Source organism: Asaia sp. BMEF1 (assembly GCF_051628905.1).
In the GTDB taxonomy this organism is placed as follows: domain Bacteria; phylum Pseudomonadota; class Alphaproteobacteria; order Acetobacterales; family Acetobacteraceae; genus Asaia.
This window is the reverse complement of the sequence record NZ_CP157575.1, coordinates 1,502,099-1,527,482: the sequence shown is the minus strand read 5'-3', so window position 1 is coordinate 1,527,482 and position 25,384 is coordinate 1,502,099. Positions and strand designations below refer to the sequence as shown.

The following is a 25,384-nucleotide window of genomic DNA, read 5'->3' as shown; positions in this document are numbered from 1 at the left end:
TTTTCTTGCTCTCTATTCTTCAAAAATTCTACATAACCACGGTTAGCACTTGCCGAAGGCCGAAATCAGCCCCCTTTCGGTAAAATTAGGTAGATTGTTTCCAGGGTTTGCTACGTAAGATACCACCGATCTGGTCTAGAAATGCCGAGACCCGTGCCGGGTGGGAGCGGCCTGGCGGTGTCAGCAGGCTGAGTTCGGTCTCGGGAAAGCGCCAGTCAGGTAGCACATGCTCCAGCCTGCCATCGCTCAAGGGTGCGGCAATCATGAACTCGGGAAAGACGCCCATACCGAGTCCCGCGAGTAGAGCGGGTAAAAAGGCCTCGGCATTATTGGCGCTGTAGCGTGGTGTGGGTGGCTCGACCTGCAGCGCTTCACCCTGGCAACTCATGCGCAGGAAACTGCCATTCTGGGTGCTGGTATAGAGGAATCCTTCATGGCGCCTCAGATCTCTCGGATGAGACGGGCGACCATGCTGTGCCAGGTAATCGGGCGAGGCGACAAGAAGCAGGGGGATGCGGCACAGGCGAAGCCCACGTAGCGATGAGGGGGCATGGGCTGCGATCCTGACCGCAATATCGAATCCCCCCTCGATAAGATCGAGCTGCTCATCCGTATAGGTGATCGAGAGGGTGATATCGGGAAACTGTGCCAGAAAATCCGGCAGGAGCGGGGCAACATGGCTGAGCCCGAAGGAGATAGGGGCGGTGATCCGCAGCAATCCATGCGGATGATGAACGGCGCGACGCAGTTCGGCTTCGGCGGCTTCGCCCTCTCCCAGAAGCCGCATTGCGTGAGCCAGCACGCGATGCCCTGTCTCGGTCAGAGCCAGTTTGCGTGACGTCCGGTTGAAAACGAAGGTCCCCGTCGCCTGTTCGAGACGGGTTATCGCCTTCGAAACCGTCGGGCGCGAAAGGCCCAATGCGCGCGCGGCGGCGCTGAACGATCCCAGTTCGACGATACGGGCGAAAATGGCGAGAGCCTCGAAATCGGGCAGGCGTGTTGTCATAAAATGGAACCGATCTGTTGCCATTATTTCTATATCTTGACTTTGGCCTGTTTCCCTATGGTGAGCGCATCACGGAAAGAAGGATTGTCCCATGATCGATTATCGCCCCTTTGCCTCTCTCGGCCATGCCGATCACGGCTGGCTCAAGGCGGCCCATCACTTTTCGTTCTCGAGCTATCATGATCCCGATCGCATGGGCTGGGGCGCGCTGAGGGTCTGGAACGACGATGAAATCGCGCCCGATAGCGGTTTTCCCTCTCACCCGCATCGCGACATGGAAATCATTACCTATGTGCGTAGCGGTGCCATCTCGCACCGGGATTCGCTTGGTAATGAAGGGCGGACCGAAGCAGGGCAGGTTCAGGTCATGTCGGCAGGCACGGGCATCGTGCATAGCGAGGCCAATCTTGAGCGCGAAACCACCACATTGTTCCAGATCTGGATCATGCCAGACCGACGCGGTCATGCGCCGTCATGGGGCACCCGGCCCTTCCCGGTCGAGGCGCGCGATAACCGCCTCGTCACGCTCGCCTCGGGTGTGACCGGTGATGAGGATGCGCTGAAGATCAATGCCGAGGCACGGGTCAAGGCGGCCACGATCCGGCGCGGCGAGACGCTCTCCTGGACGCTTGAGCCAGGTTGGTCGGGCTACGCCGTTCTGGCCTCTGGCGCGGTCAGGCTCGGCGATCTGGCGCTCAAGCCGCGTGACGGCGTAGCCATACGTGATGAGGGGCCGCTCACGATCACGGCAGACGAGGAGTCGGAGATCGTCGTGGTCGAAACGGCGGGCTGATAACGCGCGCAAATCAGGCTTCCCTATACCCTCCCCCCTAGGGTATAGGGACGTTTATGAGCGCTCATAAGCACAAGCAGATTGCCCTTCGTCTCAAACAGGCCCGTGGCCATCTCGAGAGTATTCTCGAGATGATCGAGGCCGATCGCAGCTGCGCCGATCTCGCGCAGCAGATACAGGCTGTCGAAAACACGCTGCGCAACGCCAAGCGCAGCCTGATTCAGGACCATGTGGAACACTGCATTGTCGAGGCGATGGCCGATGGCGGCATCACTCGTGACGATGCCGTGCAGGAATTCGCGCGTCTCGTGAAGTATCTTTGACGATGGGGCGGGCGATGCGGCTTCCCCTTTTTGCGCGCCTCATCGCAGGCATTCTGTTTTTGTCCGGTGCCTTTGCCGTACCGGGCGCCCGGGGGGAGGAGGCGTGGCATCACGTCCTCGAGCTTTCGCCCGAGGCCCAGCGTAACGAGCGGGTCACGATCATCGCCCTGACGCAGGGAAAGCTGTTTCATCAGATCGCGGCAATGGCGCGTGTCGATGCCGATACCAGTCGGGTGGTCGATATCCACTCTGCGGGTAGTGGCAAGGTCACGGCCGTGCATGTGACGCCGGGTCAGCGTGTCAGGCTCGGCGAGGCACTGATTTCTTATACCGATCACTCACTGCACGAATTGCATCTGCAACGCGAGCAGGTGGTAGCGGCGCTCGATTCCGCACGCGCTGGTGAGGCTGAGGCAAGCCTGCTCTACAAGCGCGGTCTGGCGCTGGCAGGAAGCGCGGTTTCCACCGGTGAGCTGGAGCGTCGGCGTATGATGCTGCAACAGCAGCGCGGTCTGGTGACGGCCCGTCAGGCCGATCTCGCCACACTCGAACATCGCCAGACCGAAGAATTCACTTCGGTCACGGAGCGTATCGTCCAGGATGAAGCCTCCGATCTGATCAGCCCGGTCAATGGCGTCGTGCAGGCCGTTCGCACCGCTGTAGCCGCCGATATTACCGCGGGCGATAATCTGGTGACAGTGGTCGATTTGTCGCGTCTGTGGCTCGTGGCGGATGTCTCGCCCGACGACGCGGCGCGGCTCGAAACCGGGGCAGGGGCGGTTTTTCATCTGGCAGGAGAGGAGAAATCGGCCCCGCTCTCGACCAAGATAGAGACGATAGCGGGTCTTGCCGACCCGTCGACAGGTCTGGTGCGCGTGGTGTGTACCCTCGACCATCCTCCCGCTTCTCTCCGGCCAGGTACGATGCTGGATGCCTTGTTCCAGAGCGGAGCAGGCAGCAAGGGGCTGGTCGTACCCAGAGCGGCGCTTCAGGAGATCGATGGGCATGATGTGATTTTTCTGCGTCGTGACGCGACGCATTTCGAGCCGGTCGAGGTACAGATCGTTGAGCAGAATGAAGAAAGCGCCCTGATTGCCGGGCCGGTGCATGCGGGCGACCGGATCATGGGCGAGGGGAGCTTCACCCTGAAATCCATGGCGCTGCTTTCTTCCATGGCGGATGACTGACCGGGCCATGTGGCATTTCCTGCAAGCCAACAAGCTGGCCGTTCTGGCGCTCTGCACGCTGCTCGTTCTGGCAGGACTTTTCGTCGTCCCCGGCCTGCCGGTCGAGCCCGTGCCCGATATTTCGCCGCAACAGGTTCTGGTCTCGGTCACGGCCCCCGGTCTGGCGACTGAAGAGGTCGAAAAGCAGATCACCTTCCCGCTCGAGGCCAGCCTGACCGGATTACCCGATCTGGTCGATCTGCGCTCGGTGTCGCGTACCGGTGTGTCGGTTGTCTATCTGCAATTTGACGAGCATTCCGATCTCGATCTGGACCGGACGCGCGTGAATGAGCGGCTGCAAAAGGCGCGCGAGAGTATTGCCGTGCCCGTCAGCCTCTCCATGGGGCCGCTCGCCACCGGCATGGGCGAGATCATGCAGATCCAGATCAAGGGAGATAAACGCTTCTCCCCACTGGCGTTGAACCGGCTCATGACCTGGTCGGTCGCGCCGCAATTACGTCTCGTACCGGGCGTGGCCGAGGTCAATGTCAATGGTGGCGCCGAAGAGACCTATACGCTCACCCTCGATCCGGCCCGAATGCGTGCCCATGACATCCCGATGGGGCGTATCTATGCGGCGATAGAGAGTAATAACGCCTCTTCAGGGGGCGGCTGGATCGCGCAGCAGGCAGAGCAGCAGATCGTGGTCGGGCGGGCGCTTGTCGGCTCGCTTGCCGATTTTGCGGCCATTCCGGTCACGATGGGCGCCAATGGTGTCGTTCTGCGCCTGCGCGATCTGGGACAAGTGTCTCTCGGCGCCAGATTGCGTCTCGGCGCGGTGACGCGTGACGGCAAGGGCGAGATCGTCAATGGCGTGGTGCTGATGCAAAAAGGTGCCAGCTCGAATGCCACGCTCGATGCCATCAACAGGGCGCTGCCTGATATCCGCCATTCCCTGCCGCCAGGTGTGACGCTCGAACCCTTTTACAGCCGTGCGACCCTGACCGGCGAGACAGTGTATACCATCAAGGAAAATCTTCTGCTTGGTGCGCTGCTGGTCTTTCTCACACTGTTTTTCGTGCTGGGAAACTGGCAGGCGGCTCTGGTCATCATTTCGGTCATACCGGTTTCGCTCGTTGCGGCTTTTGTCGGTATGCGTCTTTTCGGCATCTCGGCCAATCTGCTCAGCCTTGGGGCCATCGATTTCGGCATGATCGTCGATGGATCGCTGGTCGTCGTCGAGCATCTGATGGTGGAACGCAGCCGAAACGCTCAGGGCGAAACGCTCGAAAGCCTCGCCGTGCATACGCTTCGTGTCGTGCTGCGCCCGGTCAGCTTCGCGATTTTCGTGATTATCATGGTTTATCTGCCCATTCTCACCCTTCAGGGTGTCGAGGGCCGGATGTTCCGGCCGATGGCCCAGACCATTATCATGGGGCTGCTGACATCACTCGTCTATTGCTTCGTCGTGGTGCCGGTTCTGTCTTCGCTCGCCTTGCGCAGCGCCCCACAGGACCGCGAAACGCGTCTCGTCGTTAGGCTGCGTGGGGTTTATGAGCCTGCCCTTTCATGGTGTGCCACTCATGCGAAAACCGTATTCGTCATCACGGGTACGGTTTTCGTGCTGGCGCTGCTGCTGGCGTCGCGCCTGGGGGGCGAATTCGTGCCGCAGCTTGAAGAAGGCGCGCTGGTTGTCACCTCCATGCGCCTGCCGAGCGCATCCCTGCCAACGGTGCTTCATTCGGTGACGCAGCAGGAGCAGATCCTGAGCAGCTTCCCCGAGGTCGAAACGGTCGTCAGCAATACCGGAACCTCTGCCATTCCGACCGATCCGATGGGTACGAACGAGACTGACAGCTTCATTTTTCTCAAGCCGCGCAAGGCGTGGCGCGCAGGGATGACGCAGGCGAAACTGGTCGCAGCGATGAGCGCGAAGCTGTCTCACGATCTGCCTGACGCATCCTATTCCTGGACGCAGCCGATCGAGATGCGGATGGACGATATGCTGTCGGGCGTCCGAAGTCAGATCGCCATTTCGATCTATGGCGACGATCTGACGATGCTCAACCGGCTGGCGGGCAGGCTGATCGGGGCGGTCGCGTCTATTCCCGGTGCGGCAGATGTAGCACAGCAGGGCGAGGGCTCGGTGCCTTATCTGCATATCGACGTCAATCGCGATGCTGCGGCTCGTCTGGGTGTCGCCGTGCCGGAGATCCTGGCAACGATCGAAGCGATCGGCGGGCATATCGGTCGCCCGGTGATTCTGGATAATGCGTTGGTCCCGACCCAGATACGCTATCGCGAGGGTGCAACAGCCTCTCCCGAGCGTATTGGCGGGTTGCAAGTCAGACGCGAAGACGGGCGCGGCTGGGTGCTGCTCAAGGATGTGACCCATATCTCGGTCGAGCAGAGCAATGCCCGTATCGACCGTGACCTGCTGCATAGGCGTGTTGTGGTGCAGGCCAATGTGCGCGGTCGTGACGTCAAGTCTTTCGTCACCGAGGCTCAGGCAAAGGTCGCAAAGCAGCTTGTTCTGCCTGCCGGATATCGTCTGAGCTGGTCGGGGCAATTCCGCAATCTCGATTCAGCCGTCAAGCGTCTGAGCATGGTGGTGCCCATCGCGCTGGTGCTGATTTTCGTATTTCTGATCCTGGCGCTGGGCACGCCGCGTGCGGCCCTTCTGGTGTTCATCAACCTGCCCGTCGCGGCCAGTGGCGGAATCTACGCCCTTGCGATCCGGGGGCTGCCCTTCAGCATTGCGGCGGGGATCGGCTTTATTGCCCTGTTCGGTGTGGCCATTCTCAATGGCGTGGTGCTGGTCAGCCAGATACGCGACTTCCGACTGGCGGGCATGGCGGTCGCCGAGGCGGCTTTTTCTGCAGCAAAGGCGCGTTTTCGCCCGGTTCTGGCGACGGCCTCGGTAGCGAGTTTCGGGTTTTTCCCGATGGCGTTTTCAGCCAGCGCGGGGGCCGAGGTCGAGCGGCCTCTGGCAACTGTGGTGATCGGAGGGCTGATCACCTCAACCCTCCTGACGCTGCTCGTTCTGCCGCTGCTCTATGCCCGGTTTTTCACTGACGGGCCGATACGGGCGTCAGAAGCGGTGATGCCCGATCAACCCATCGGGTGAAGGGCGCAGAGCTTGTTGCCCGAGGGGTCGCGCAGATAGCCCAGATAGAGTGTGCCAATGGGGGTTTCGCGCGGGCCGGGCGGGTTCTCGATGGCAACGCCACCATGGGCCAGACCAGCCTTGTGCCAGGCGTCGATTGCTTCAGCCGAAGCGGCGGAGAACCCGATCGTGCCGCCATTGGCGCCGCAGGCAGGGGCGCCATCGAGCGGCTTTGTCACGACCAGTCGACCGCCGTCATGGACATAAAGCAGGCGCCCCTTTGCATCGACCTGTGCGGGCGGACAGCCCAGCACACCGAGAGTGGCGTCATAGAAGGCTTTCGACGCGTCGAGATCGTTGCTGCCGATCACGATATGACTGAACATGGTGTTTTTCCTTTTTCATGAGGCAGATCGCTCTGCAGCGCAGAGGATCGTTTCAGGAAGGCTGGCGTGTCAACGTCCCGCAGGAGAGCCACAGCTTCGGCTCTCATAACGCATAAAGCCGGGAGCGTTTCCGCCCCCGGCCTTGTCGTGCCGAACCATTGAGTGGCTCAGAGGCTGGCGCTGATACGGCCGAAATAATAGCCGCCGGTGAAAGGCACCTGATTGGAGAACTGATCGTACATCGAACCGCCGGCAGGCACGAGATTGCCAGGCAAGCGACGGGGACGCACGTTGAACACGTTGTTGACGCCGATCGTCGCATGAACGCGCGAGGTAATCCGGTAGCCGATTTCCAGATCGGTCAGCCAGCGCGGCGTGTTCTTGAACTGGCCGAAGCAGGAATTGGAGTAGCGCAGGGCGCCACCGCTTGCGCAGGTGGCCGAAGCGGGCGTCCAGTCCTGATAGGTCATCATGTTCGTGGTTTCGCCGTAGCGGCTCTGGCGGATATTCACGTCCCATTTGCCGATGGTCCACAGCGCGTTGAGGATGATCTTGCTGCGCGGCGTCGCGGTCGTGATGTAGCCGATGGTCTGTTCGTTCAGCAATGGCTTGCCGATGGTCGAGATGCCGTTGTGATGCAGGCGGGTGCGGTTGAGGTTGAACGCCGCCATAAGGGCGACATTGCCGTATTCATGCAGATGCACAAGGTAATCGGCCTTGATATCCACGCCCTGTGTGCGCGTGCTGGCCCCGTTCGACAGGAAGTAGGCAGACGAAGCGGCAGCATTGGTTGCCGAGGGAGAGACGTCGAACCCGAAAGAGCGGATGGCATCGAGCGCCTGCGCGCCACGTACCGTACCGCCCTGCACGATACGGTCGCGCAGATTGATCTGATACACGTCGGCCTCGACATGGAGACCGCGCACAGGCTCCATGGTAAAGCCCGCGCTGGCATTGACCGAGCGCTCGGGCTTCAGGCCCTGCGCGCCCAGAGAGCGGGCGGCAGCGGATTCAACCGGCAACTGACCGCCGACACTGCCCGTGCCTGCGAAGATATTCAGACGGCTGAAATGCGATTCCTGCAGGGTGGGGGCACGAAACCCGTTGGCGATCGTGCCGCGCAGCGCGAAGCGATTGGTGAAATCGTAGCGGGCCGAAAGCTTGCCGTTTTCTGTGTTGTCGGTGTCGGTATAATATTCATACCGTCCAGCAACATCGATCGACAGTTTGCGCGTTGGGCGGAAGGTCGCATCGACATAGGCCGAGTAGATATTACGATACCAGGTGCCTGCCGATTGCGGCGGAATACCTGCGTGCTCGACCGGACCACCATCGAGATAGGATTCAGGATTGCCTGAAATGATCTGGTAGGAGTCCAGACGATGCTCGCCACCAAAGGCAAGGCTGACCGGCATGGACCAGATCTTGAAACCGCGACGCAGATCGAGATTATTCGTCCATTGCGTGTTCTTCTGGGTGTAGTCCCAGAACTTGCTGGGCGAATAGCCGGTGCGGGCGAGTTCGCCCAGATTGACGACGTCACGTATGCTGATGCGTGAGTTATCGCCGCCATAAACGGTCGAAAGATTCCAGTCGAAGCCGAACAGGTTTTCGCCCTTGATGCCGAGTTCGGCTGCGTAATCGAGTTCGTCATCTCCCGTAATCGGGCGGAGTTCCGAAATGCCGGCGGCGGGCACGACATAGGGATATTTATAGGCCATCATTTCGGCATGGCGATAACCGAGCGTCGCCTGACCATAAAGCTCGATGCCAGCCGCCAGAGGCTTGCCGAAATTGAGCGCGAAGGTCTCGCGGGTTTCCTTCGGCGTGCTCAGATAATCGGTTTTGCGGCCGCGCCAGCTTTCCGAGCCGGGCTTGACGCCCACAAAGTAGTTCTTGGTATCGGCACCTGCGGGCCAGTAGCCGAGCAGCGCGTGATCCGGGCCCCAGGCGATGGCGTGCTGTGTCTGATAGAACTGCGCGCCGAGATGGACATAGCCATCCTTGCCCAGCTTGAAGCCGCCATCGGCATCGAGCTGATATTGCTCGCCGCTGCCAAGATAGGCATTCGCCCCGCCCTGACCGCTCAGGGTCAGACCATGGTCCTTTTTCTTGGTAATGATGTTCACCACGCCTGCGATGGCGTCAGAACCGTACATCGCGGCTGCACCATCTTCGAGCACTTCGATATGGTCGATCATATTGCCCGCAAGCATGTTCAGATCGACGCCCGAAGAGGCGAATTGAGGGCCGGGCTTTTGCACAATATTGGCCGTCGAATGGCGACGCTTGCCATCGACCAGAACCAGCGTTTCGTTAGGCCCGAGGCCGCGCATCTGGATAGACGACACGAGCGAATTCGTGTTCGACCCGCGTGCGCTCATGGTGATGGACGGATAGGTGCGTGTCAGCGCATTGGCGACGTTGAGTTCGCCCGAACGCTCAAGCGTCTTGGAGGAGATCACGACCACCGGGCTGATGCTCTGGCGCGCCTTGACATGGCTTTCACGCGTGCCGGTGACAACCACCTGTTCTGCGTCGTCAGAGGCTTTGACGAATTTGTTCCTCTTCGCCAGCGCGGTCGCCTTATCGGCTTTTTTCTGGGTGACTTCCTGCGCCTCGGGCGAGGCGGCTGCTTCGGCGCCCCGGCTCACGAATGGCGTGCAGGCAGTCGTTGCAACGAGGAACAGGGCAAGTCTTTTCACCGGTCTCTCCGACACGTCTCTGGATGTAACGGGTCGCAAAATTGTTACCGGCGCGGTTCGAGTAAAGTTAAGGTTTTATGGCAATATGTCGTATTATTTCTGGTTTTTGATAGACTATTTCAGTAGGCGGCCGGGAGGAAAAATATCTGTCTGCTGAAATGACGTTTTCAAAGAGTATCATTGGTAAAATTGCATTATGTCGGCTGCGTTATTCCATATTTATTGAAATCACCTCTCTCGCTTTCGGATTTAAGCTTTTCAAGGCAATGATCGACTGAGGTGCGTGCAGTATTTTTCCTCTCGAAATCATGTCTCAACAACTTTGCGAGTCGATCTGGTTTTTGAAACGTCATGTAACTTCTTTGTAAAAACCTCTTTATCCTCTCGCAGATCTGCGTGCCGAGAAAGAGGACACGAAGTGCCGCGTCAGGTCCCGTTCCATGGATGTCATGAATTTGTCATGGAGATCCGGCGCTGTCGTGACAGGGGAAAATGCAATGTTGCAGCCTCGATATAAACTGTGCCGATCACCGGGGCAGTGTCTATCCGGCTCTTCGGCATCGCGAGCCAAGGGCGCCGAGCAACGATCTGCGGGGTTTGCGCCCGGTTGCAAATCGGCACGCGATATGGATTGATATATTATATCATCATCCAGTCGCGAGCTTTCGATCCATGTCTGTCAAACGATCCCCGCTTCTGCTTTCCTCTGCGCTTATCGGTGCTGTCGCTTTTGCGAGCACGGCCCATGCGGATGAAGGCATGTGGACCTTCGACCATTTGCCCAAGGCGGCCTTGCAGAAATCCTATGGTTTCACCCCCGATGCTAGCTGGATTCGGCATGTCGTTCAGTCTTCGGCACGACTGGCAGAAGGCTGCTCGGCTTCTTTCGTCTCGGGTGACGGTCTGGTGATGACCAATCATCACTGCGCAAATTCCTGCCTGGCCGCCCTGTCGGACAAGGACCACGATTATTTCCGCGACGGTTTCACGACCAAGGACCTCGCCGATGAGCGTCAGTGCCCCGGCATGGAGCTTGATCGTCTCGACACGATGAAAGATGTTTCCAGCCCCGTCGCCGATGCCACCAAGGGCAAGCAGGGCGCGGCTTATGCAGCGGCCCTTCAGGAAGTCGAAAGCAAACTCACCAAAGACTGCGTTGGCGGTGATGACGCTCATTGGCGCTGCGACATGGTCTCGCTTTATCATGGTGGGCAGACGGCGCTCTATCGCTATCGCCGATACAAGGATGTGCGCGTCGTTATGGCGCCCGAGCAGGGGATCGCGTTTTTTGGTGGCGACCCCGATAATTTCGACTACCCGCGCTACGATATCGATCTATCGATGCTGCGTGTCTATGAGGACGGCAAGCCCGTTCATACACCTTTCCTGCAATTCGACCCTGCAGGCCCCAAGGCGGATGATCTCGTTTTCACTTCTGGCAATCCGGGACGCACCCAGCGCGGCCTCCCTGCCGCTGCTCTTGCTTTCCAGCGCGACGTAATCAATCCGACCGTCATCGCCCTGTATTCGGTGCGCGAAGGCATGTTGTGGCAATACGGGCGTGAAAGTGCCGAGCATGCCAAGCAGGCCGAAAACACGCTCTTCGGTGTGCAGAACGCCTTGAAGTCATTTTCGGGCACGCAGTCTGCCCTGCAATCGAGCGATATCGTTGCGCGCCGCGCCAAGGAAGATGCCGCACTTCAGGCATGGATTGACGCCGATCCGGCTCGCAGGGCGAGTTATGGCGAACCCTTCAAGGCCGTCGACAAGGCCATTGCGCTCGAGAAGGATCTGTTCGCACGTAATCTGGCTCTGGGCATGGTGTTCGGTGGTGCGCTCGATAATGTCATGTCGCTGGTCGAGGGCGCTCATGAGCGCGGTCTGCCGGATGCCAAGCGCCATGCCGGATTCCACGACGCCCAGCTTGGTGAAATCGAAACCGCTCTTGGCGCGAAAGAGCCATTCTACCCCGAACTCGAAACGGCTCTTTTCGCGCTTCGCCTGACGAGCCTGCGCCAGACCATCGGGGCCGACGATGCGCTTGTGCATCTGGCGCTTGGCAATGATGCCCCCGATGATCTCGCTGCCCGCCTGATCAAGGGAACGACAATGGGCGACCCGGCGGCGCGTCTGGCGTTATGGAAAGGCGGCCTCAAGGCGGTCGATGCGTCAACCGACCCGCTGGTGGTGTTCGTCCGCAAGCTTTATCCCAGCTATGCTGCGTTGCGCGCTCGTATGCGTGATGAAGTCGCTGCGCCGCTGCACAAGGCTGAGGGCGATATTGCCCGTGCCCGTTTCGCTCAGGCAAAGGCTGAGGGGCGCCTCGATACGCTTTACCCTGATGCCACGTTCTCGCCGCGCCTTTCCTATGGCACGGTCAAAGGCTGGCGCAAGAACGGCGTCGATGTGGCGCCCTTTACCGATTTTGCTGGCATGTATCGCCACGCCACTGGCAGCGAACCTTTCGCTCTGCCCAAGCGCTGGCTCGATGCGAAGGCCGCCGTCAATCCGGCAACCCATCTCGATTTCGTTTCGACCAATGACATCGTGGGCGGCAATTCCGGCTCGCCGGTCATCAGCCGAGAGGGCAAGGCCGTCGGTCTGATTTTTGACGGTAATCTGCCGAGCCTGGCTGGCGACCTCTATTACGATATCAGCAACAACCGTGCGGTTGCGACGGATACGAGCGCCATTATTGCGGCCCTGAAAATCGTCTATCATGAAGACGGTCTGGCTGGTGAGCTGATCAACGGTCATCGCTGAACGTGCTCTCCGCGTGGCGCTGCCCCGCTCCCCGGAAAGGGGCACGCCCCTTTCATCCCTGGTAGAAGTTTTCCAAAGGGCGACGGCCCTTTGGCAGGGTTTGGGGCGGAGCCCCAGACATTCAGATAACCGGCGTGCCGCCCGTTACGGCAATGGTGGCGCCTGAGATATAGCTGGCTTCGTCGCTGGCAAGCATCACATAGGGCGCGATCAGTTCTACCGGTTGGCCGGGACGGCCGAGCGGGGTGTCGGCGCCGAATTCGTGGACGTGGTCGCCGTGCATCGTAGCCGGGATGAGGGGAGTCCATATCGGGCCGGGGGCCACGGTGTTGGAGCGGATGCCTTTCTCGCCGAGTAGCTGGGCCAGACCGCCGCTGAAATTCTGAATGGCGGCCTTGGTGGCGGAATAGGCCAGCAGGCGCGGCTTGGGGCTGTCAGCGTTGACCGAGATGGTATGGATGATCGAAGCGCCGCTCTTCATGTGTGCGACGGCATGGCGTGTCAGGCGGAACGTCGCACCGATATTCGTGGCGAAGGTATCGTCCCACTCATCCTCGGAAATATCTTCCAGAGCAAGGCGCTCGACCTGAAACGCTGCGTTGTTGACGAGCACGTCAATGCGTCCGAACGCGGCCACGGTGTCGTTGACGACGGATTTGCAGATCTCGCGCGATTTAAGATCGCCGGGGAGCAGGAGCGCCTTACGACCGGCCTTTTCAACCCAGCTTGCCGTTTCCCGGGCATCCTTCTCTTCCTCGGTGAGAAAGGAGAGAGCGATATCCGCGCCTTCGCGTGCGAAGCCGATGGCCACGGCACGGCCAATGCCTGAATCGGCGCCAGTGATGAGGGCGATCTTGCCTTCGAGCCTGCCTGATCCTTCATAGCTGCTTTCGCCGTGATCAGGCAGTGGCGTCATGGCGTCGGTCTGACCGGGGATGCGGTCCTGAAGGGGGGTGTCGAAAGGCGGCCTGGGGAAATTCGTCATGATGAATGCCTTCGTGCGGGGGAAGGAAGGACGCGGCGCGTGGCCTGCCTGTGTTCATCGCGAAACCGTGAGGTGAAGTTTCATGGCAAAGGATATCAGGGGCGGGAGCCCCCGATATCTGACGCGTCGATCAGGCCGAACGGATCAGCTTGTGATTGACGAATTCCTCGATGCCGTTCGAGGAAAGCTCGCGGCCATAGCCGGAGTTCTTGACGCCACCGAAGGGAAGCTCGGGGGCGGTACCGGTCGGCTCGTTGATGAACACCATGCCGGTCTCGATACGCTCGGCGAGCTTGCGGCCACGCTCGACATCGCTGGTATGGATCGAGCCACCCAGACCATAGGGCGAGTCATTGGCGAGCGCGATGGCAGCATCGTCATCGGCGACGGGGTAGACGATGGCAGCGGGGCCAAAGATCTCTTCGTAGAAAATCGGGTTGTCCTTGGTCACCCCGGTCAGAAGAGCGGCTTGCATAAAGAAGCCCTCGCGATCGAGCCGCTTGCCACCCGTGACGAGTTTCGCGCCGTTGGAGACGGCCTTCTCGACCTGGCTCAATGCGAGCTTCATGGCGTTTTCGCTGCTCATCGGGCCGTGGGTCACGCCCTGTTCCAGCGGGTCGCCGTAGCGGAATTCGCTGATCGCGTCCGAAAGGCGGCGCACGAACTCATCGGCAAGGGATTGATGCACGATCATGCGCTTGGCTGCGGTGCAGACCTGGCCGTTATTGGACATGCGGCCCGCGACGGCGTTGGGAATGACCTCGTCGAGATCGGCGTCTTCGAGCACGATGAACGGATCGGAACCGCCGAGTTCGAGCGTGGTCTTCTTGAGCGCCTTGCCCGCCTGAGCGGCCACAGCGCTGCCAGCGCGCTCGCTGCCGGTCAGGGCGACGCCGCGCACTTCGGGGCGGGCGATCAGCTCTTCGGAGACGTCGTTATCGATGAAGAGATTGGTCCAGACACCCTTCGGCGCCCCGGCTTCGAGGAAGAGCGCCTCGAAAGCGAGCGCGCATTGCGGTACTCCGGGGGCGTGCTTGGCAAGGACGACATTCCCCGCCATGAGGTTGGGGCCGGCGACACGCGCGAGCTGGTAGTACGGGAAATTCCAGGGCTCGACGCAGTAGATGACACCGAGAGACTGGCTCAGAACCGTCGCGCGGCCCTTCTCCACCGCGATCTCGCGTGGGGCGAGAAATTTCTCGGCATTTTCGGCGTAGTAGCGCAGGATTTTCGCTGAAAGCTCGGTTTCCGCGATGGATTCCGGCAGCACTTTTCCCATTTCGATGGCGATGAGGCGCGCGTATTTTTCCTTGTTCTGCTCAAGGATCTGCGCGGCCTTGAGCATAATGGCCTTGCGATCGGCAAAGCTGCGATGGCGCCAGTCGCTGTTGTAGACCGAGTGCGCGTTTTCGAGTTTCTCGAAGGCCTGAGCCTTGGTGTGAAGCTCGAATTCGCGCTCGGTCTTGCCGGTTGACGGGTTGATTGTCCGATAAAGGCTCATCGTGGTGGCTCCTTCTGGGGGGACCCCCTTCCTCTCGGTCGGGGGATCGGCATGATCTAGAAAAGGGCGAGCAGCAGGATGGTTGCGTGGGGTGTAACGCGACAAAGCACGTCAGACCTGCCATCGCTTTCTTTGAGCCATTGAAAATTACGACGTCGCGGTGCGAAATGCGCTTGGCATTCGGGCTTGCGGGTGGTTACGTCCCTGCTTGTCGAAGGTCTCGCGCAAGCGAGCGAAAAGGGAATGCCGAGCGGACTGGCAGACCGGTAATCGGTCGGGTTCGAGGCGGCAGCTGTCCCCGCAACTGTGAGCGGCGAGTGCCTGCATGAGCCACTGGAGGCATGATTCCGGGAAGGCGCAGGCCATGATGACCCGCGAGCCAGGAGACCTGCCTTCGTCTTTTGCCATCGCCGCCGGGCGGGTCGATCCGGCAGCCGGAGACAGGGTTTTGATCGATCAGACAGTCAGCCGCCCATCACAATTCCGCCGAAGAGAGGCCCGGTCATGACAAAGGCACCGAGTGATGCGGGTACCTCGGAGAAAAGCCTTCGTCTGCGTATTTCCGTGCTTGGTCTGTGTCTGATACTGGCCAATCTGGCGCTCTGGGTCTGGAGCTTCGTCCTGCTGCGCGACAGGCCGCTCCTGCTTGGCAATGCGCTGCTGGCTTATGGCTTCGGGCTGCGCCACGCGGTCGATGCCGATCATATCGCTTCGATCGATAATGTGACGCGAAAATTCATCCAGATGGGACGCCAGCCGCTGCTGACCGGATTCTGGTTTGCAATAGGCCATTCCCTTATCGTCGTGCTGGCGGCGCTGGGTACGGCGGTGTTGTCTCAGGCCATGCAGGATCGTTTCAGCGCCTGGCGCGATATCGGCAGTGTGACCGGCACGCTGATTTCGGCAGGTTTTCTGTTTGCCTTGGCCATAACGAATTTTATCGTTTTGCGTGGCGCATGGCGTGCCTGGCGTCATGTGAAGGCCGGCGGTGCTGTCGAGGAGATCGATATCGACGCCTTGCTAGCCAGAGGCGGCGTGCTGGCGCGCCTGCTGACGCCGCTTTTCCGGCTGGTTTCGAAAAGCTGGCACATGGTGCTACTCGGTTTTCTGTTCGGACTGGGCTTCGATACGGCCACCGAGGTGTCATTGCTCGGTCTTTCAGCGTCTCAGGCGAGCCATGGCGTGTCGATCGCGACGATCATGATCTTCCCGGCACTTTTCGCAGCCGGTATGGCGCTGATCGATACGGCCGATGGCGTGCTGATGCTTGGCGCCTATCGCTGGGCGTTTGTCGATCCGCTACGCAAGCTGCGCTACAATATCATCATCACCCTGATTTCGGTCATCGTCGCGGTAGGGATCGGCAGTATCGAAACCCTGAAACTTCTGGGGGATGAGATCGGCTTCGAGGGGCGTTTCTGGCAGCTCGTTTCGCTGGTCAGCGACAGTTTCAATCAGATCGGTTTCATCGTGATCGGTCTTTTCGTTCTGGCCTGGATGCTGTCGCTTGTTTTCTACCGCGTCGACAGACGCCGCCGGGGTGAACTTCGGGTGTCGCCCCCCAATCCTGAGTGAGCGTGTTGCTGGGCTTCAGAAGCTGGCGCCGATGCGCATCTGGAAGCTGCGGCCGATCAGGGCCTCGTAATAACGGGTGAGGTTATAGATGCCGGCGTTTTTCGGCAGGGCGTCGGTGATATTGTTGATCACGAAGCTCGTGGAAAGATTTTTCGTGACCGCATAGCCAAGCGAAAGATTGAACTGCGCGAAAGCGGGGCGCCGGTTGGCCTCATAACGCGTGGAGGGCACCTGTAGCATGAAGAGGCTCGGCCCGTACCACATTGTCTGCCACTGTGCGCTGAACGCGCCACGCTGCCAGTTGGTGTTGAGCGTGAAATTATCTTTGGGAGAACTGGTATTGCCGACCAGAGCATAAGTGCTGCCGAGATAATTCTGCTGGCTTTTCAGATAATGAACGTAATTGCCTTGCAGATCGATTATACCAGCTTCCTCCGGTAGGCCGAGCCTTTTCAGCGGCAGGACATAGGCGAGAGTCGTCTGCAAGGCCTGCGTTTCATAGCTGGCAATATTATAATAGCCCGCCTCGAACGAACTGATCTGTCCTGAACTGTCGCGAATAAAGGTCGAGCAGAAAGCATTGCTGGGGTAACTCGCCGAATCATAGCAGGCATCGAGCAGGTTGCTGGCGCTCAGATAGGTAATGGCATCGGCGATCTTCACATCGACGAAAGAGGTCTTCATATCGAAGCCTCTGAAAAAATATGGCCTGAACTCCAGGCTGCCTGTGTAGCTTTTCGAACGTTCATTACGTAGATGCGCATTGCCGCCCGCTGTGCCGGGCACGGAATAGGAATTGAAATTGGAGGTGAAAGGTTGGGCCAGTCCCGCCTTGGCGCAGTTTGCCATGCGCAAAGCCGGATTGGGGCCGGAAGTCAGACCGACATCCGAGCACGGATCGACGCCGCTTTCATAGTCGGTTGCGCGTGGCGAATAGAGTTCGCCGACAGAAGGGTTGCGAACCGAAACGGCGTAATTGCCGCTTAGCCCGAAATCGCGCATGGGCCACCATGAGACACCGAGCATATACGTCCAGTAAGCGCCGGTAATGCTGTTATAGGTAAGGCGACCATTTGCCGTCAGCGACAAATGATAGGCGCCGGGTAGCTGCATACCGGGCGAGACCAGCGGAATATCGAGCTCCCCGAAAGCTTCGTGTGTGTGATAGGCGCCGCCAGTAGAGGGAAGGACGGCATCATTGCCGTATTGCAGCACGGTGCCATCTGCCTGCTCCCAGCCGCTCAGATAGGCGCCGGGGTTGAAATGATAGGCTTCGCGCCGGTGTTCGTAGCCGAGGTCCCAGCGTATATCCCCGGCGGGAAGGCGAAAAACGGTGGAGCTGATTTCGGCCTGCAGGTCGCGCTGCGTGTTACGGTTCGTCGAGCGTTCGATCGCTGTCACATAGTCGCGCGCGGCTTGTGTCATCTGGTTATAGCCGAACGGGTCGAGCGGGGCGCAGACGCTGCTGCGTGTAGCAATGGGAGCGTTTTCATAGCCAGGGGCGCATTCGATCGTCCCATCGGCTGCGCGTACCGCGTTCAGCGCATTTACCAGATTGGGCACGACCAGAGCGGGCTGCGTTGTAACATTGGTATATCGCGTATATTCGCCACGGATCTTCCAGCTGAACTGGCGGTTTGCTGCCCGGAAATCGCCGTGCAGGCCGCCCTGAAAGCGGAACATCTGCAAGGTGGTGCGAAAATAGCCGGTATCGAGATCCTGATTGAGACGGTTCAGATAAAACTGATCGGTTGGCAGCCCGTTGGCGGCGAGCGCGCTTTTGATGGTGCTGCTTTCGGCGCTGGTGAGGTAGGGATTATCAGTGCTGAGTGCGAGCGGGCCGTTTGTTACGCCTTCGGTGAAATAGCTGCTGCTGCGCGAGCCCTCAGTGTTGGGGGTAAGCGCGTCATTGAAGACGGCGCTGCTGAACGTCCCGTTATTGACCTGATTCTCCGAACTGCCTCTGGCATACCAACCCTGCCAGGTGGCGTGGAGATGCTCGGTAAAATCGTAGTGGCCGAGCAGGGTGAGATTGAGTTTGTCGGTCGGTGTGCGCATCTGAATGTAATTGCGCAATGCTATCCCGTCCCCGCCGATGCCCAGCGCGTTATCGCCTTTGAGAAGGGTGCCGCTGTTGAAGGGCACGAGGGCCTGGCCGTTTTGGCTGAAGACGAGGGGGGTGCCATTGGCATCGGCGATGCCAGCATTGGCCAACCCGGCATAGGCTGAACCATAGACGCCACCATAAACCGGGAGGTCGCCGTAAGCCCCGGTCAGTGTCGGCATGCCGGTCAAGGAACTCTGGATATAGCGCGTGCCCGAGCCCAGTACGAAATCATAGGGCGAGTTCTGCCCTAAAGCGGCACGATGATAGATGACGGCGTTCTCACCGAAACTGTCGGGTCGGTCTCTGGCGAGCATCCCTGCCTGGTTGCGATATTCGACGTCGAAAACCAGCCCGCCGCGATCGTGATCGAAGCCGGTGCCCGCCTTGAAAGCGATTTTCTCGGAGGCATTATCGAGTTTCTGCGACCAGTCGCCCTGTGCGTTGAGTGAGACGCCCTTGTAATGATCGTCGAGCTCGTAATTGATCACACCCGCTGCGGCGTCGGCGCCGTAGGCGGCGCCAGCGCCTCCAAGGCGCGTGTCGATGGTCTTGATCAATGAGGTGGGCAGGGCACTGATGTCGACTTCGGAACCTGGCCCGACACCGTAGATCGAGGCCGTGGCGCCGCCGCCCATGCGCATACCGTCTATGAGGGTCAGGGTGCGCTGCGAGCCTAGATTGAGAAGGCTGACGAAAGACTGTCCGGCGCCAAAACTGTTCTGTGTGCCGATCGGGGAATTATCGCCGACACTGACCGCAGGGTTTTCGCGCAGAAGTGCCAGGCCGAGATCGAGATAGCCACGTCGCTGCACCTGTTCGCCGCTTAGGGTGGTGCCTGCCATGACATTGGTCAGACGCGACTGGCTAAGCCTCGTGCCCGTAACATAGAGCATTTCGGTTGCGGGGGGAGAGGCGGGAAGCAAAGTGGCAAGAGTATTGGCTTTGACGCTTCGCGGCGTCGGGGCAGTCATAGGTTTTGCGGTATCTGTAACGGTTCTTTTCGCGGCCATAGGACGTTGTTTCGCTTTGGTATTGGCTAACGCGCCTGAACAAAGCAGCGTGCTGCCGATCACAGTAGCGACAGCCAGCGTGAGGGTTTTTTTACGATGAGTGCCCAGAGTTGCCATTGGTCCGGGGAAATTCATCGATTTGGCCTCATCACTCGCTCTGAGATTTGGATTTCGTTACCTATGGCCTATTCAGGGTGTAGCAAAACCAGTCTCGCATCTCGCTCGATGAAATGCCTGACTATGTTGTATAATCATCACGGTTTGGCGTGGTCTGGCAGTCCCACGGGTCGCACTACGCGACATATCAACGACCGTCCTGGGAGGTTGCCGATACTTCCTCATCATACAGAAGACGCTGTTGGCCAATGTGTTTTTATACGCAACCGAGGCGCATGCGATTTTATCTTAACGGCAGATAGCGGAGGGTGAAGTGGACGATCTTGCCGGAGCTCATAGGATATATCGATCAGTGCTTGCGTGACATCATCCATGCAATCCCGCTCAAGGCATCCCTTGTGCCAGCCTCAGAATTGTCGGGGCGCTGCGCCCAGTGTCGTTTGTGAGCAGGAAAGCAGCCCGGCGTTCGACAGAACCTCCCTGACCGTCTTCGACCCTGACGACGATATCGACGCTTGAGGCGTGCGTTTGACCCGGCTTGAGCGTGGGCAGAGGCGCGATGCCCGAGCGGGCGAGGGCAGCACGGGTGAATGGATCGGTTATGGGCAGGCGGAGATCTTCTGTCTGCGTCAGCGAGAGATGCGGGCGCAGAGTATCGAGCAATGGCCGGGTCATTCCGGGTACGAGCGCCAGCTCCTGAAGTGTCTGGAAGGGCGCATGAGGCGGCCTGTAGGGCAGACCCGCGGCCAGATAGCGCCTTTGCTCACTCGGGTCGTCGCCCTGGCTTCTGTTGCGCCAGGCGACGAGATTGCCCGCGAGGCCATCGGCCTGTGCGGGTGCTGCCCCGCTCTGTTGCAGGAGCGCTGCCAGGAGCGGGCGCGGGGCCGTGTTCGGGTTGACGCGGCTGGCTTGCGACTGCACCCATATCGTCAGCGTCATGCCATCCTGCATCAGCCTGTGCGGGGTGCCGTCGGCGCTCCAACGGGTTTTTTCCGGGCCAAGCTCATGAAAGACGCCGGCCCAGACTCCTCCCTCGGCAAGGCTATCCATCTGGGTGGTGAGGCGGAGAAGGCGCGTCTCGCGTAGTTCCGACCCGGCTTGCGCCAGGACCATAGCCACGAGAAAAGACAGCCCGGCCAGCGTCCAGAGCGTGATAAGCAGGGCGAAACCGCCCTCGCGCTGTCTTCGCGTTGCGCTCAATGATCCAGCCTGAGGCTCTCGCGAATGCGCTTTTGCGGGTCGGCGCTGCCTGTGCCATGCATGGGCGTCAGCTCATTGGGCACATCGGCGGCGTTGGGGTGGGTGTCGCGCAGATCTTCCATCAGATCGACCGCCTCGCGCTGGTCATGAATGACATGCGGCGTGATCAGGATCAGCAATTCGGTGCGCTGGCGATTATTGTTCTGGCTTCCGGCCAGAAAGCCGAGCACGGGAATATTCTTGAGCCAGGGGATGCCGCTATTGGCGCGGCTCGAATTCTCGGTAATCAGACCGGCGAGGCCCACTGTCTGACCGTCCTGCACCACGACGCGCGAATTGACGGAGCGATCGTTGAAGGTGGGGTTTGCCGCACTGCTGGTATTGCTCGCGGCATTGGCACTGACGGAGCTGACCTCCTGCGAGACATCGAGCGTCACCAGACCGCTCTGGCTGACATGGGGGGTCACTTCCATGATCACCCCCGTCGGCTGATAGGTGAACTGGTTATAGACCGAGGTGCCGATCGTGCTCGATTGCGAGCCGATCTGTACCGGGACGAGCTGACCGACCTGCAGACGCGCCGCGCGGTTGTCGAGCACCATAAGCTGCGGCGAGGACAGCACATGCACGGTCGTGACGTTCTGGAGCGCGTCGATCGCAAACGGAGCGCCGCCACCGCTCGCCCCGCCGATAATGAAGCCGGGCAGCGTATGGCTGAACGCGGCCGTTGCCAGTGTGCCTGCCGTGATGCTCTGGCTGTTGCCGCTCAGAACCCCGTTTATGCCGCCTGATTTGAAAAAGAACTGCGTGCCGTATTGCAGGGCGTCATTGAGCTGCACCTCGGCCACGACGGCATCGATACGCACCTGAAGCGGCATGACATCAATGCGCCGTAGCATCTGGTCGACCTCGTCGCTCTCCTGATCGGTGGCGAAAACAAGAATGGCATTATGCTGTGCGTTGGAGAGAATACGCAGCGTATCGGTATTTCTCTCTCCCCCGGTTCCGCTGTTGTCGAGCCCGCCGAGCAAAGGGTTGTTCATGGCCGCCTGCTGGGTGCCCTGAGCGTTTTGGCCCGTATTCTGACCCGTATTCTGACCGAGCCCTGTCGTGCCGTTGCCGCCGAGCCCAGCCGTGCCCTGATTGCCTGTCAGACCGCCTGCAAGCCCGCCAGCACCACCGCCCGCGCCGCCACCCATGGCGCTGGACATGGCACCCGTAAACCCTGTCTGCGTGTTCTGACCCGCACCGCCCGTGCTGCCGGGGGGCATTGCTGTGACGTTTTCGGGGGTGAAGGCCTGTTGTAGCGTGTAGGTGACATCGTTCACGCTGGAATTCTGCACATAGAAGATATGCCAGCTTCGCACCGTTGCGCGCCTGTGACGCTCGATCAGGGAAAAAAGGCGCCTAGCATCTTCGATATAACGTGGCGTGCGCGAGACTACGAGCACGGCGTTGACGCGGCTCAGCGGCAAAACCTGCACGAGTTGCGAGAGCGAGTTGTTCGTGCCGTGCAGGGCGCTTTGCAACGCCGTCGCCATATCCTTGGCAGTGCCGGAATCGACCGGTAGCAGGGCGTAGGATTGCGCGCTCAGCCAGTCGACATCGAAAGCCCTGATGACTTCGATCAGCGCATTGCGCGCCGAAGGATCGCCGCTTACGAGCAGCGCATTGCCGCTCTCGACCGGGGTGACTCGCGCGCCATTCTGCACGAAAGGTTGCAGCGCATGAGCCAGATTGCTGGCCTGCGCATAGCGCAGCGCCACCATCACTTCGCCGCCCATCGACAGGCTGTCGGCCATGCCCGCAGCGGCCCCCTGTGCGGCCCCCGGCGCCGATTGGCTGGGGACGACGCGATAAAGCCCGTCCGCATGGATCAGGACCGCATGAACCTGAGAGAGCAGTACCTGAAGGGCAGGCAGGACCTGCGCATTGGTCAGAGGTTCACTGGTACGCAGCGTGACCTGTCCCTTTACCGACGGGTCAATGGCGTAATTGACATGCAGAATATCGTTCAGGATCTGTGCGACCGCGTCACGAATATCGGTATCGGCAAAATTGAGCGAAATCTGGCCGATACCGGTCGTGCTGCCCGCAACCGGCAGGCTGGGCAAGGCCGCCCGACCGAGACTGGTCTGGGCCTGTCCCGGTGTGGTTCCGTTTGCGAGGCGCCCCTCTGACATATCCTGCGACATACCCGAGAGAGGCAGGGGGCCGCCGAGCGGTTTGACCTTCGGCGGCCCCTTGTCGCAGCCCGACAGACAAAGAAGCATCGCGGCACAGAGCGCCGTGCTTGAGGCGAGGGTCACAGCGCGCGCGCGGGGAAGGCGAAGGCGGGAGAAAGCGCGAGGCTGGAAAATCATTGGGGCATACCTGGTGTAGCGTTGTCGAGAGAGGAGGCGGGCGGTGCGAAATCGGTCTCGGGGCGTTGAGGAGCCTGCGATGCGGGGGCGAAGGGGAGCTGATCCGCAGCGTCAGGCTCGATGGGCTCAGGGCCAGGCCGCTCACGGTCAGGGCGTAACAGTCTCTCGCCATGCCCATCCCTGATGCGCACGGCACCGTGTTCTATGCCGATCACCTGCCACGCGCCGATGACGCCGTTCACCGGCACGATGACGCCGCGCTCGCGGCCGGGCAGCATGAAAATAGCGCGTTGCTGCCCGGTCCCGTCGATAATTGCAGACAGCCTTGGCGTGCCTGCCACCATGGCATTGCTCGGGGGCGGTCGCCTGGTTGAGGTGAAAAGCGGGCGCGCCAGTATGATCTCCTGCTTGGCGAGCGGCTCCGTCAACGGGTTCTGTGACGCGGCAAGCGCAGGAGCTGCCAGGGAGACTGGGAACAGGGAGACTGGGAGCAGGGCGACCGGCAGAGGAGAGGCCAGGAGAGGGGAAAGCAGCCAGAGGCGACGCACGCCCATCATGGGGTGCCTCCTTTCGACGAGGCGATGCTCGTTTCACGACGATAGGCAAAAACGCTCATATCGCAGCTCATGCTGTCGGGCGCGGCGCCCTCGCTTTCGGCTGCATGCAGATGCAGCGCGTCGCTCACCATGGCCGGGGCACTGGTTTCGAATGACGTCAGCACACGCACCAGAACCGCATAGGGCGCTGTCAACGTGATATGCAGCCCGACACGCCGATAATGCCCGTCTTTGACAGGAGGAAGAGTCTCGCTGCTGCCGAGATCGGCGCCCTGATCGGTGGCGATCTTCTGGACCAGATCCTGGAGGTTCGCACCGGCAATGGCATCGCTGCTGCCCTCTATCAAACGCGAGCCGCCCTGCGGGAGACGCGCTGCAGAGAGGCGCAGATGCGGTAGAATTTCCTGCAGATGGCGCATGCGGTCCAGCGTTTGCTCTGCGGCAGCGATGCGATGCGCACGGGTGGCGTACACGTCGAGGATCGGGCCGAGCGCAAGGCTCCAGGTCAGGATAAGCGTCATCACGAGCAGAGCGCTGGCGAGTATCTGCCCGCGACGGCCCTCGGGAAGCGAGGAAGACGACACCTTCATGGCGTGTCGCCCCCCGATGTGTCATTTCTTGGCGTATCGCTTCTGGGCGCACCGTTTCCGGGCGTGCTGCCTTTCGCCGCGCCGATATCGATTCGGAGCGAAAACTGGCTGGCGCTTTGTCCCGTGAGATGCGTCACCGGGGCTATAAAGGCAGGATTACGAAAAAGCGGCATGCGGCTCAGGGTCTGGATAAGAGCTGTTGGTTCGATGGATTGACCGCTGATCAGCAACTGCCCCTGTCTGAGGCTCAGATCGGTGAGATAGGTTCGGTCCGATAGGGCGTCGGTCAGCGCCGACAGAATTTCGAGCGGGTCTCCCCAGCGTTTATGCGCCCCCTGCACGATTCCGGCTTCCGCCCGATGGTCTTCGATCTGATGGCGCAGGGCGCTCGCTTGCAGAGCGTCAGGGCGGAGCGTGGCGATTTCGGTTTCGAGCCTGCCAAGACGCAGCGATTGCTGCCAGAAGGCCAGGCCGATAAGCGCGACCACCATCAGAGCGGCGCTCGCCCCGGCCAGACGGCGCGGGTCCGACAGACCGAAACGTTGTGCGCCTCGCCGTGGCGAGAGCGCGATGCGCTTTGTGCCGCTGGCATTTTCAAGCGTATCGGGCGTGCGGCCCAGCGCCGAGAGTGGCGCCAGAAGCGGCTCGACGACGGCTCGCCTCGCGAGGGAGAGGCTGAGCTTGACGGTCCTCTGGGCCGGATCGCGTTGCGTCACGGCGTGGCCCCAGAAAAGCGTCTCCGCAGGGAAAGGGGTGAGGCGGTCCATCTCGAAACCCAGCACGGTTCGCAGGTCGTTTTCGGCTGCCAGAGGCAGGGTTACGCTGCGCTGCATAATCTGCGTATCAGGCAGGACCAGAATCAGCCGTGCCGGGCGCGAGGTCTTTTTCAGCGCGCTCTGGCAGCGTGACCGTGTTTCGCTGTCTTCATGATCGGAGAGGCCCAGCCTGCCGAGCGCCGTTGTCCGATCGCGAAAGGACAGGGTCAGATCGAGATGGGTCTCTTGCGGCAGGGCAAACAGAACGGGTCTGGCCGGCATGAAGCGGCCTTCCCTGAGCCGTTGCGGGATCAGGGAGAAAAGCTGCCGCCCCCACCAGAGCAGAAACAGGCGAAGCGTCATGAGGGGCCCGTCT

General features: G+C 60.4%; 17 protein-coding genes and 1 riboswitch. Of the genes, 6 read left to right on the top strand and 11 right to left on the bottom strand.

Annotation, left to right across the window (positions count from 1 at the left end):
* Nucleotides 1–85: 85 nt before the first annotated feature.
* On the bottom strand, nt 86–1,006 hold the full coding sequence (locus tag ABHV46_RS06550) for a LysR family transcriptional regulator (protein WP_336946272.1): 921 nt from the start codon (nt 1,004–1,006) through the stop codon (nt 86–88).
* 91 nt (nt 1,007–1,097) lie between these two features.
* On the opposite strand from ABHV46_RS06550, the gene ABHV46_RS06545 reads away from it, so the two are divergent.
* Genes ABHV46_RS06545 through ABHV46_RS06530 form a run of 4 tightly spaced genes read left to right on the top strand, consistent with a single transcriptional unit; the run spans nt 1,098 to nt 6,415 of the window.
* Nucleotides 1,098–1,799, top strand: coding sequence for a pirin family protein (locus ABHV46_RS06545; protein WP_438383830.1), 702 nt, complete (start codon nt 1,098–1,100; stop codon nt 1,797–1,799).
* A 56-nt stretch (nt 1,800–1,855) separates the two neighbouring features.
* On the top strand, nt 1,856–2,122 hold the full coding sequence (locus tag ABHV46_RS06540) for a metal-sensing transcriptional repressor (protein ID WP_336946270.1): 267 nt from the start codon (nt 1,856–1,858) through the stop codon (nt 2,120–2,122).
* A gap of 14 nt (nt 2,123–2,136) precedes the next feature.
* Nucleotides 2,137–3,309 carry an efflux RND transporter periplasmic adaptor subunit gene (locus tag ABHV46_RS06535; RefSeq protein ID WP_438383828.1) on the top strand — a complete coding sequence of 391 codons (1,173 nt, stop codon included), beginning with the start codon at nt 2,137–2,139 and terminating at the stop codon, nt 3,307–3,309.
* A gap of 7 nt (nt 3,310–3,316) precedes the next feature.
* Nucleotides 3,317–6,415 carry an efflux RND transporter permease subunit gene (locus tag ABHV46_RS06530; protein WP_438384294.1) on the top strand — a complete coding sequence of 1,033 codons (3,099 nt, stop codon included), beginning with the start codon at nt 3,317–3,319 and terminating at the stop codon, nt 6,413–6,415.
* On the opposite strand, the gene ABHV46_RS06525 is transcribed toward ABHV46_RS06530, so the two are convergent.
* Both ABHV46_RS06525 and ABHV46_RS06520 read right to left on the bottom strand, forming a co-directional pair.
* Entirely contained in the window at nt 6,400–6,780 is a 381-nt protein-coding gene (locus ABHV46_RS06525) for a VOC family protein (protein ID WP_438383827.1), read from the bottom strand. The genes ABHV46_RS06530 and ABHV46_RS06525 overlap by 16 nt on opposite strands.
* A gap of 167 nt (nt 6,781–6,947) precedes the next feature.
* Nucleotides 6,948–9,485 (bottom strand): TonB-dependent receptor plug domain-containing protein, encoded by a 2,538-nt coding sequence (locus tag ABHV46_RS06520; protein ID WP_336946267.1) that lies wholly within the window; start codon nt 9,483–9,485, stop codon nt 6,948–6,950.
* A 672-nt stretch (nt 9,486–10,157) separates the two neighbouring features.
* Here ABHV46_RS06520 and ABHV46_RS06515 point away from each other — a divergent pair.
* The gene (locus ABHV46_RS06515) at nt 10,158–12,248 is read left to right on the top strand and encodes a S46 family peptidase (protein WP_438383823.1); all 2,091 of its coding nucleotides are present in this window, start codon (nt 10,158–10,160) and stop codon (nt 12,246–12,248) included.
* A 121-nt stretch (nt 12,249–12,369) separates the two neighbouring features.
* On the opposite strand, the gene ABHV46_RS06510 is transcribed toward ABHV46_RS06515, so the two are convergent.
* Entirely contained in the window at nt 12,370–13,233 is an 864-nt protein-coding gene (locus tag ABHV46_RS06510; RefSeq protein ID WP_438383820.1) for an SDR family oxidoreductase, read from the bottom strand.
* A gap of 130 nt (nt 13,234–13,363) precedes the next feature.
* Nucleotides 13,364–14,734, bottom strand: coding sequence for an NAD-dependent succinate-semialdehyde dehydrogenase (locus ABHV46_RS06505; RefSeq protein ID WP_438383817.1), 1,371 nt, complete (start codon nt 14,732–14,734; stop codon nt 13,364–13,366).
* 198 nt (nt 14,735–14,932) lie between these two features.
* Nucleotides 14,933–15,144, top strand: a riboswitch (cobalamin riboswitch).
* 94 nt (nt 15,145–15,238) lie between these two features.
* Here ABHV46_RS06505 and ABHV46_RS06500 point away from each other — a divergent pair.
* Nucleotides 15,239–16,309 carry a HoxN/HupN/NixA family nickel/cobalt transporter gene (locus ABHV46_RS06500; protein WP_438383815.1) on the top strand — a complete coding sequence of 357 codons (1,071 nt, stop codon included), beginning with the start codon at nt 15,239–15,241 and terminating at the stop codon, nt 16,307–16,309.
* Between the two features lie 15 nt (nt 16,310–16,324).
* Here the strand turns inward: ABHV46_RS06500 and ABHV46_RS06495 are convergent, their stop codons facing one another.
* The 6 genes from ABHV46_RS06495 to ABHV46_RS06470 form a co-directional block, all read right to left on the bottom strand.
* Nucleotides 16,325–19,387, bottom strand: coding sequence for a TonB-dependent receptor domain-containing protein (locus tag ABHV46_RS06495; protein ID WP_438383813.1), 3,063 nt, complete (start codon nt 19,385–19,387; stop codon nt 16,325–16,327).
* A gap of 540 nt (nt 19,388–19,927) precedes the next feature.
* A complete protein-coding gene (locus ABHV46_RS06490; RefSeq protein WP_438383812.1) occupies nt 19,928–20,743 on the bottom strand; it encodes a general secretion pathway protein GspK in 816 nt (271 codons plus the stop codon).
* A complete protein-coding gene (gspD, locus tag ABHV46_RS06485; protein WP_438383810.1) occupies nt 20,740–23,106 on the bottom strand; it encodes a type II secretion system secretin GspD in 2,367 nt (788 codons plus the stop codon). The genes ABHV46_RS06490 and gspD overlap by 4 nt, the downstream gene beginning before the upstream one ends.
* Nucleotides 23,103–23,663: a hypothetical protein gene (locus tag ABHV46_RS06480; RefSeq protein WP_438383807.1), complete on the bottom strand. Its 561-nt coding sequence runs from the start codon at nt 23,661–23,663 to the stop codon at nt 23,103–23,105. Before ABHV46_RS06480 ends, gspD begins: the two co-directional genes overlap by 4 nt.
* The gene (gspM, locus tag ABHV46_RS06475; RefSeq protein ID WP_438383805.1) at nt 23,660–24,253 is read right to left on the bottom strand and encodes a type II secretion system protein GspM; all 594 of its coding nucleotides are present in this window, start codon (nt 24,251–24,253) and stop codon (nt 23,660–23,662) included. Before gspM ends, ABHV46_RS06480 begins: the two co-directional genes overlap by 4 nt.
* Nucleotides 24,250–25,371, bottom strand: a complete 1,122-nt coding sequence (locus ABHV46_RS06470) for a PilN domain-containing protein (protein WP_438383803.1) — start codon at nt 25,369–25,371, stop codon at nt 24,250–24,252. Before ABHV46_RS06470 ends, gspM begins: the two co-directional genes overlap by 4 nt.
* Nucleotides 25,372–25,384: the final 13 nt, after the last annotated feature.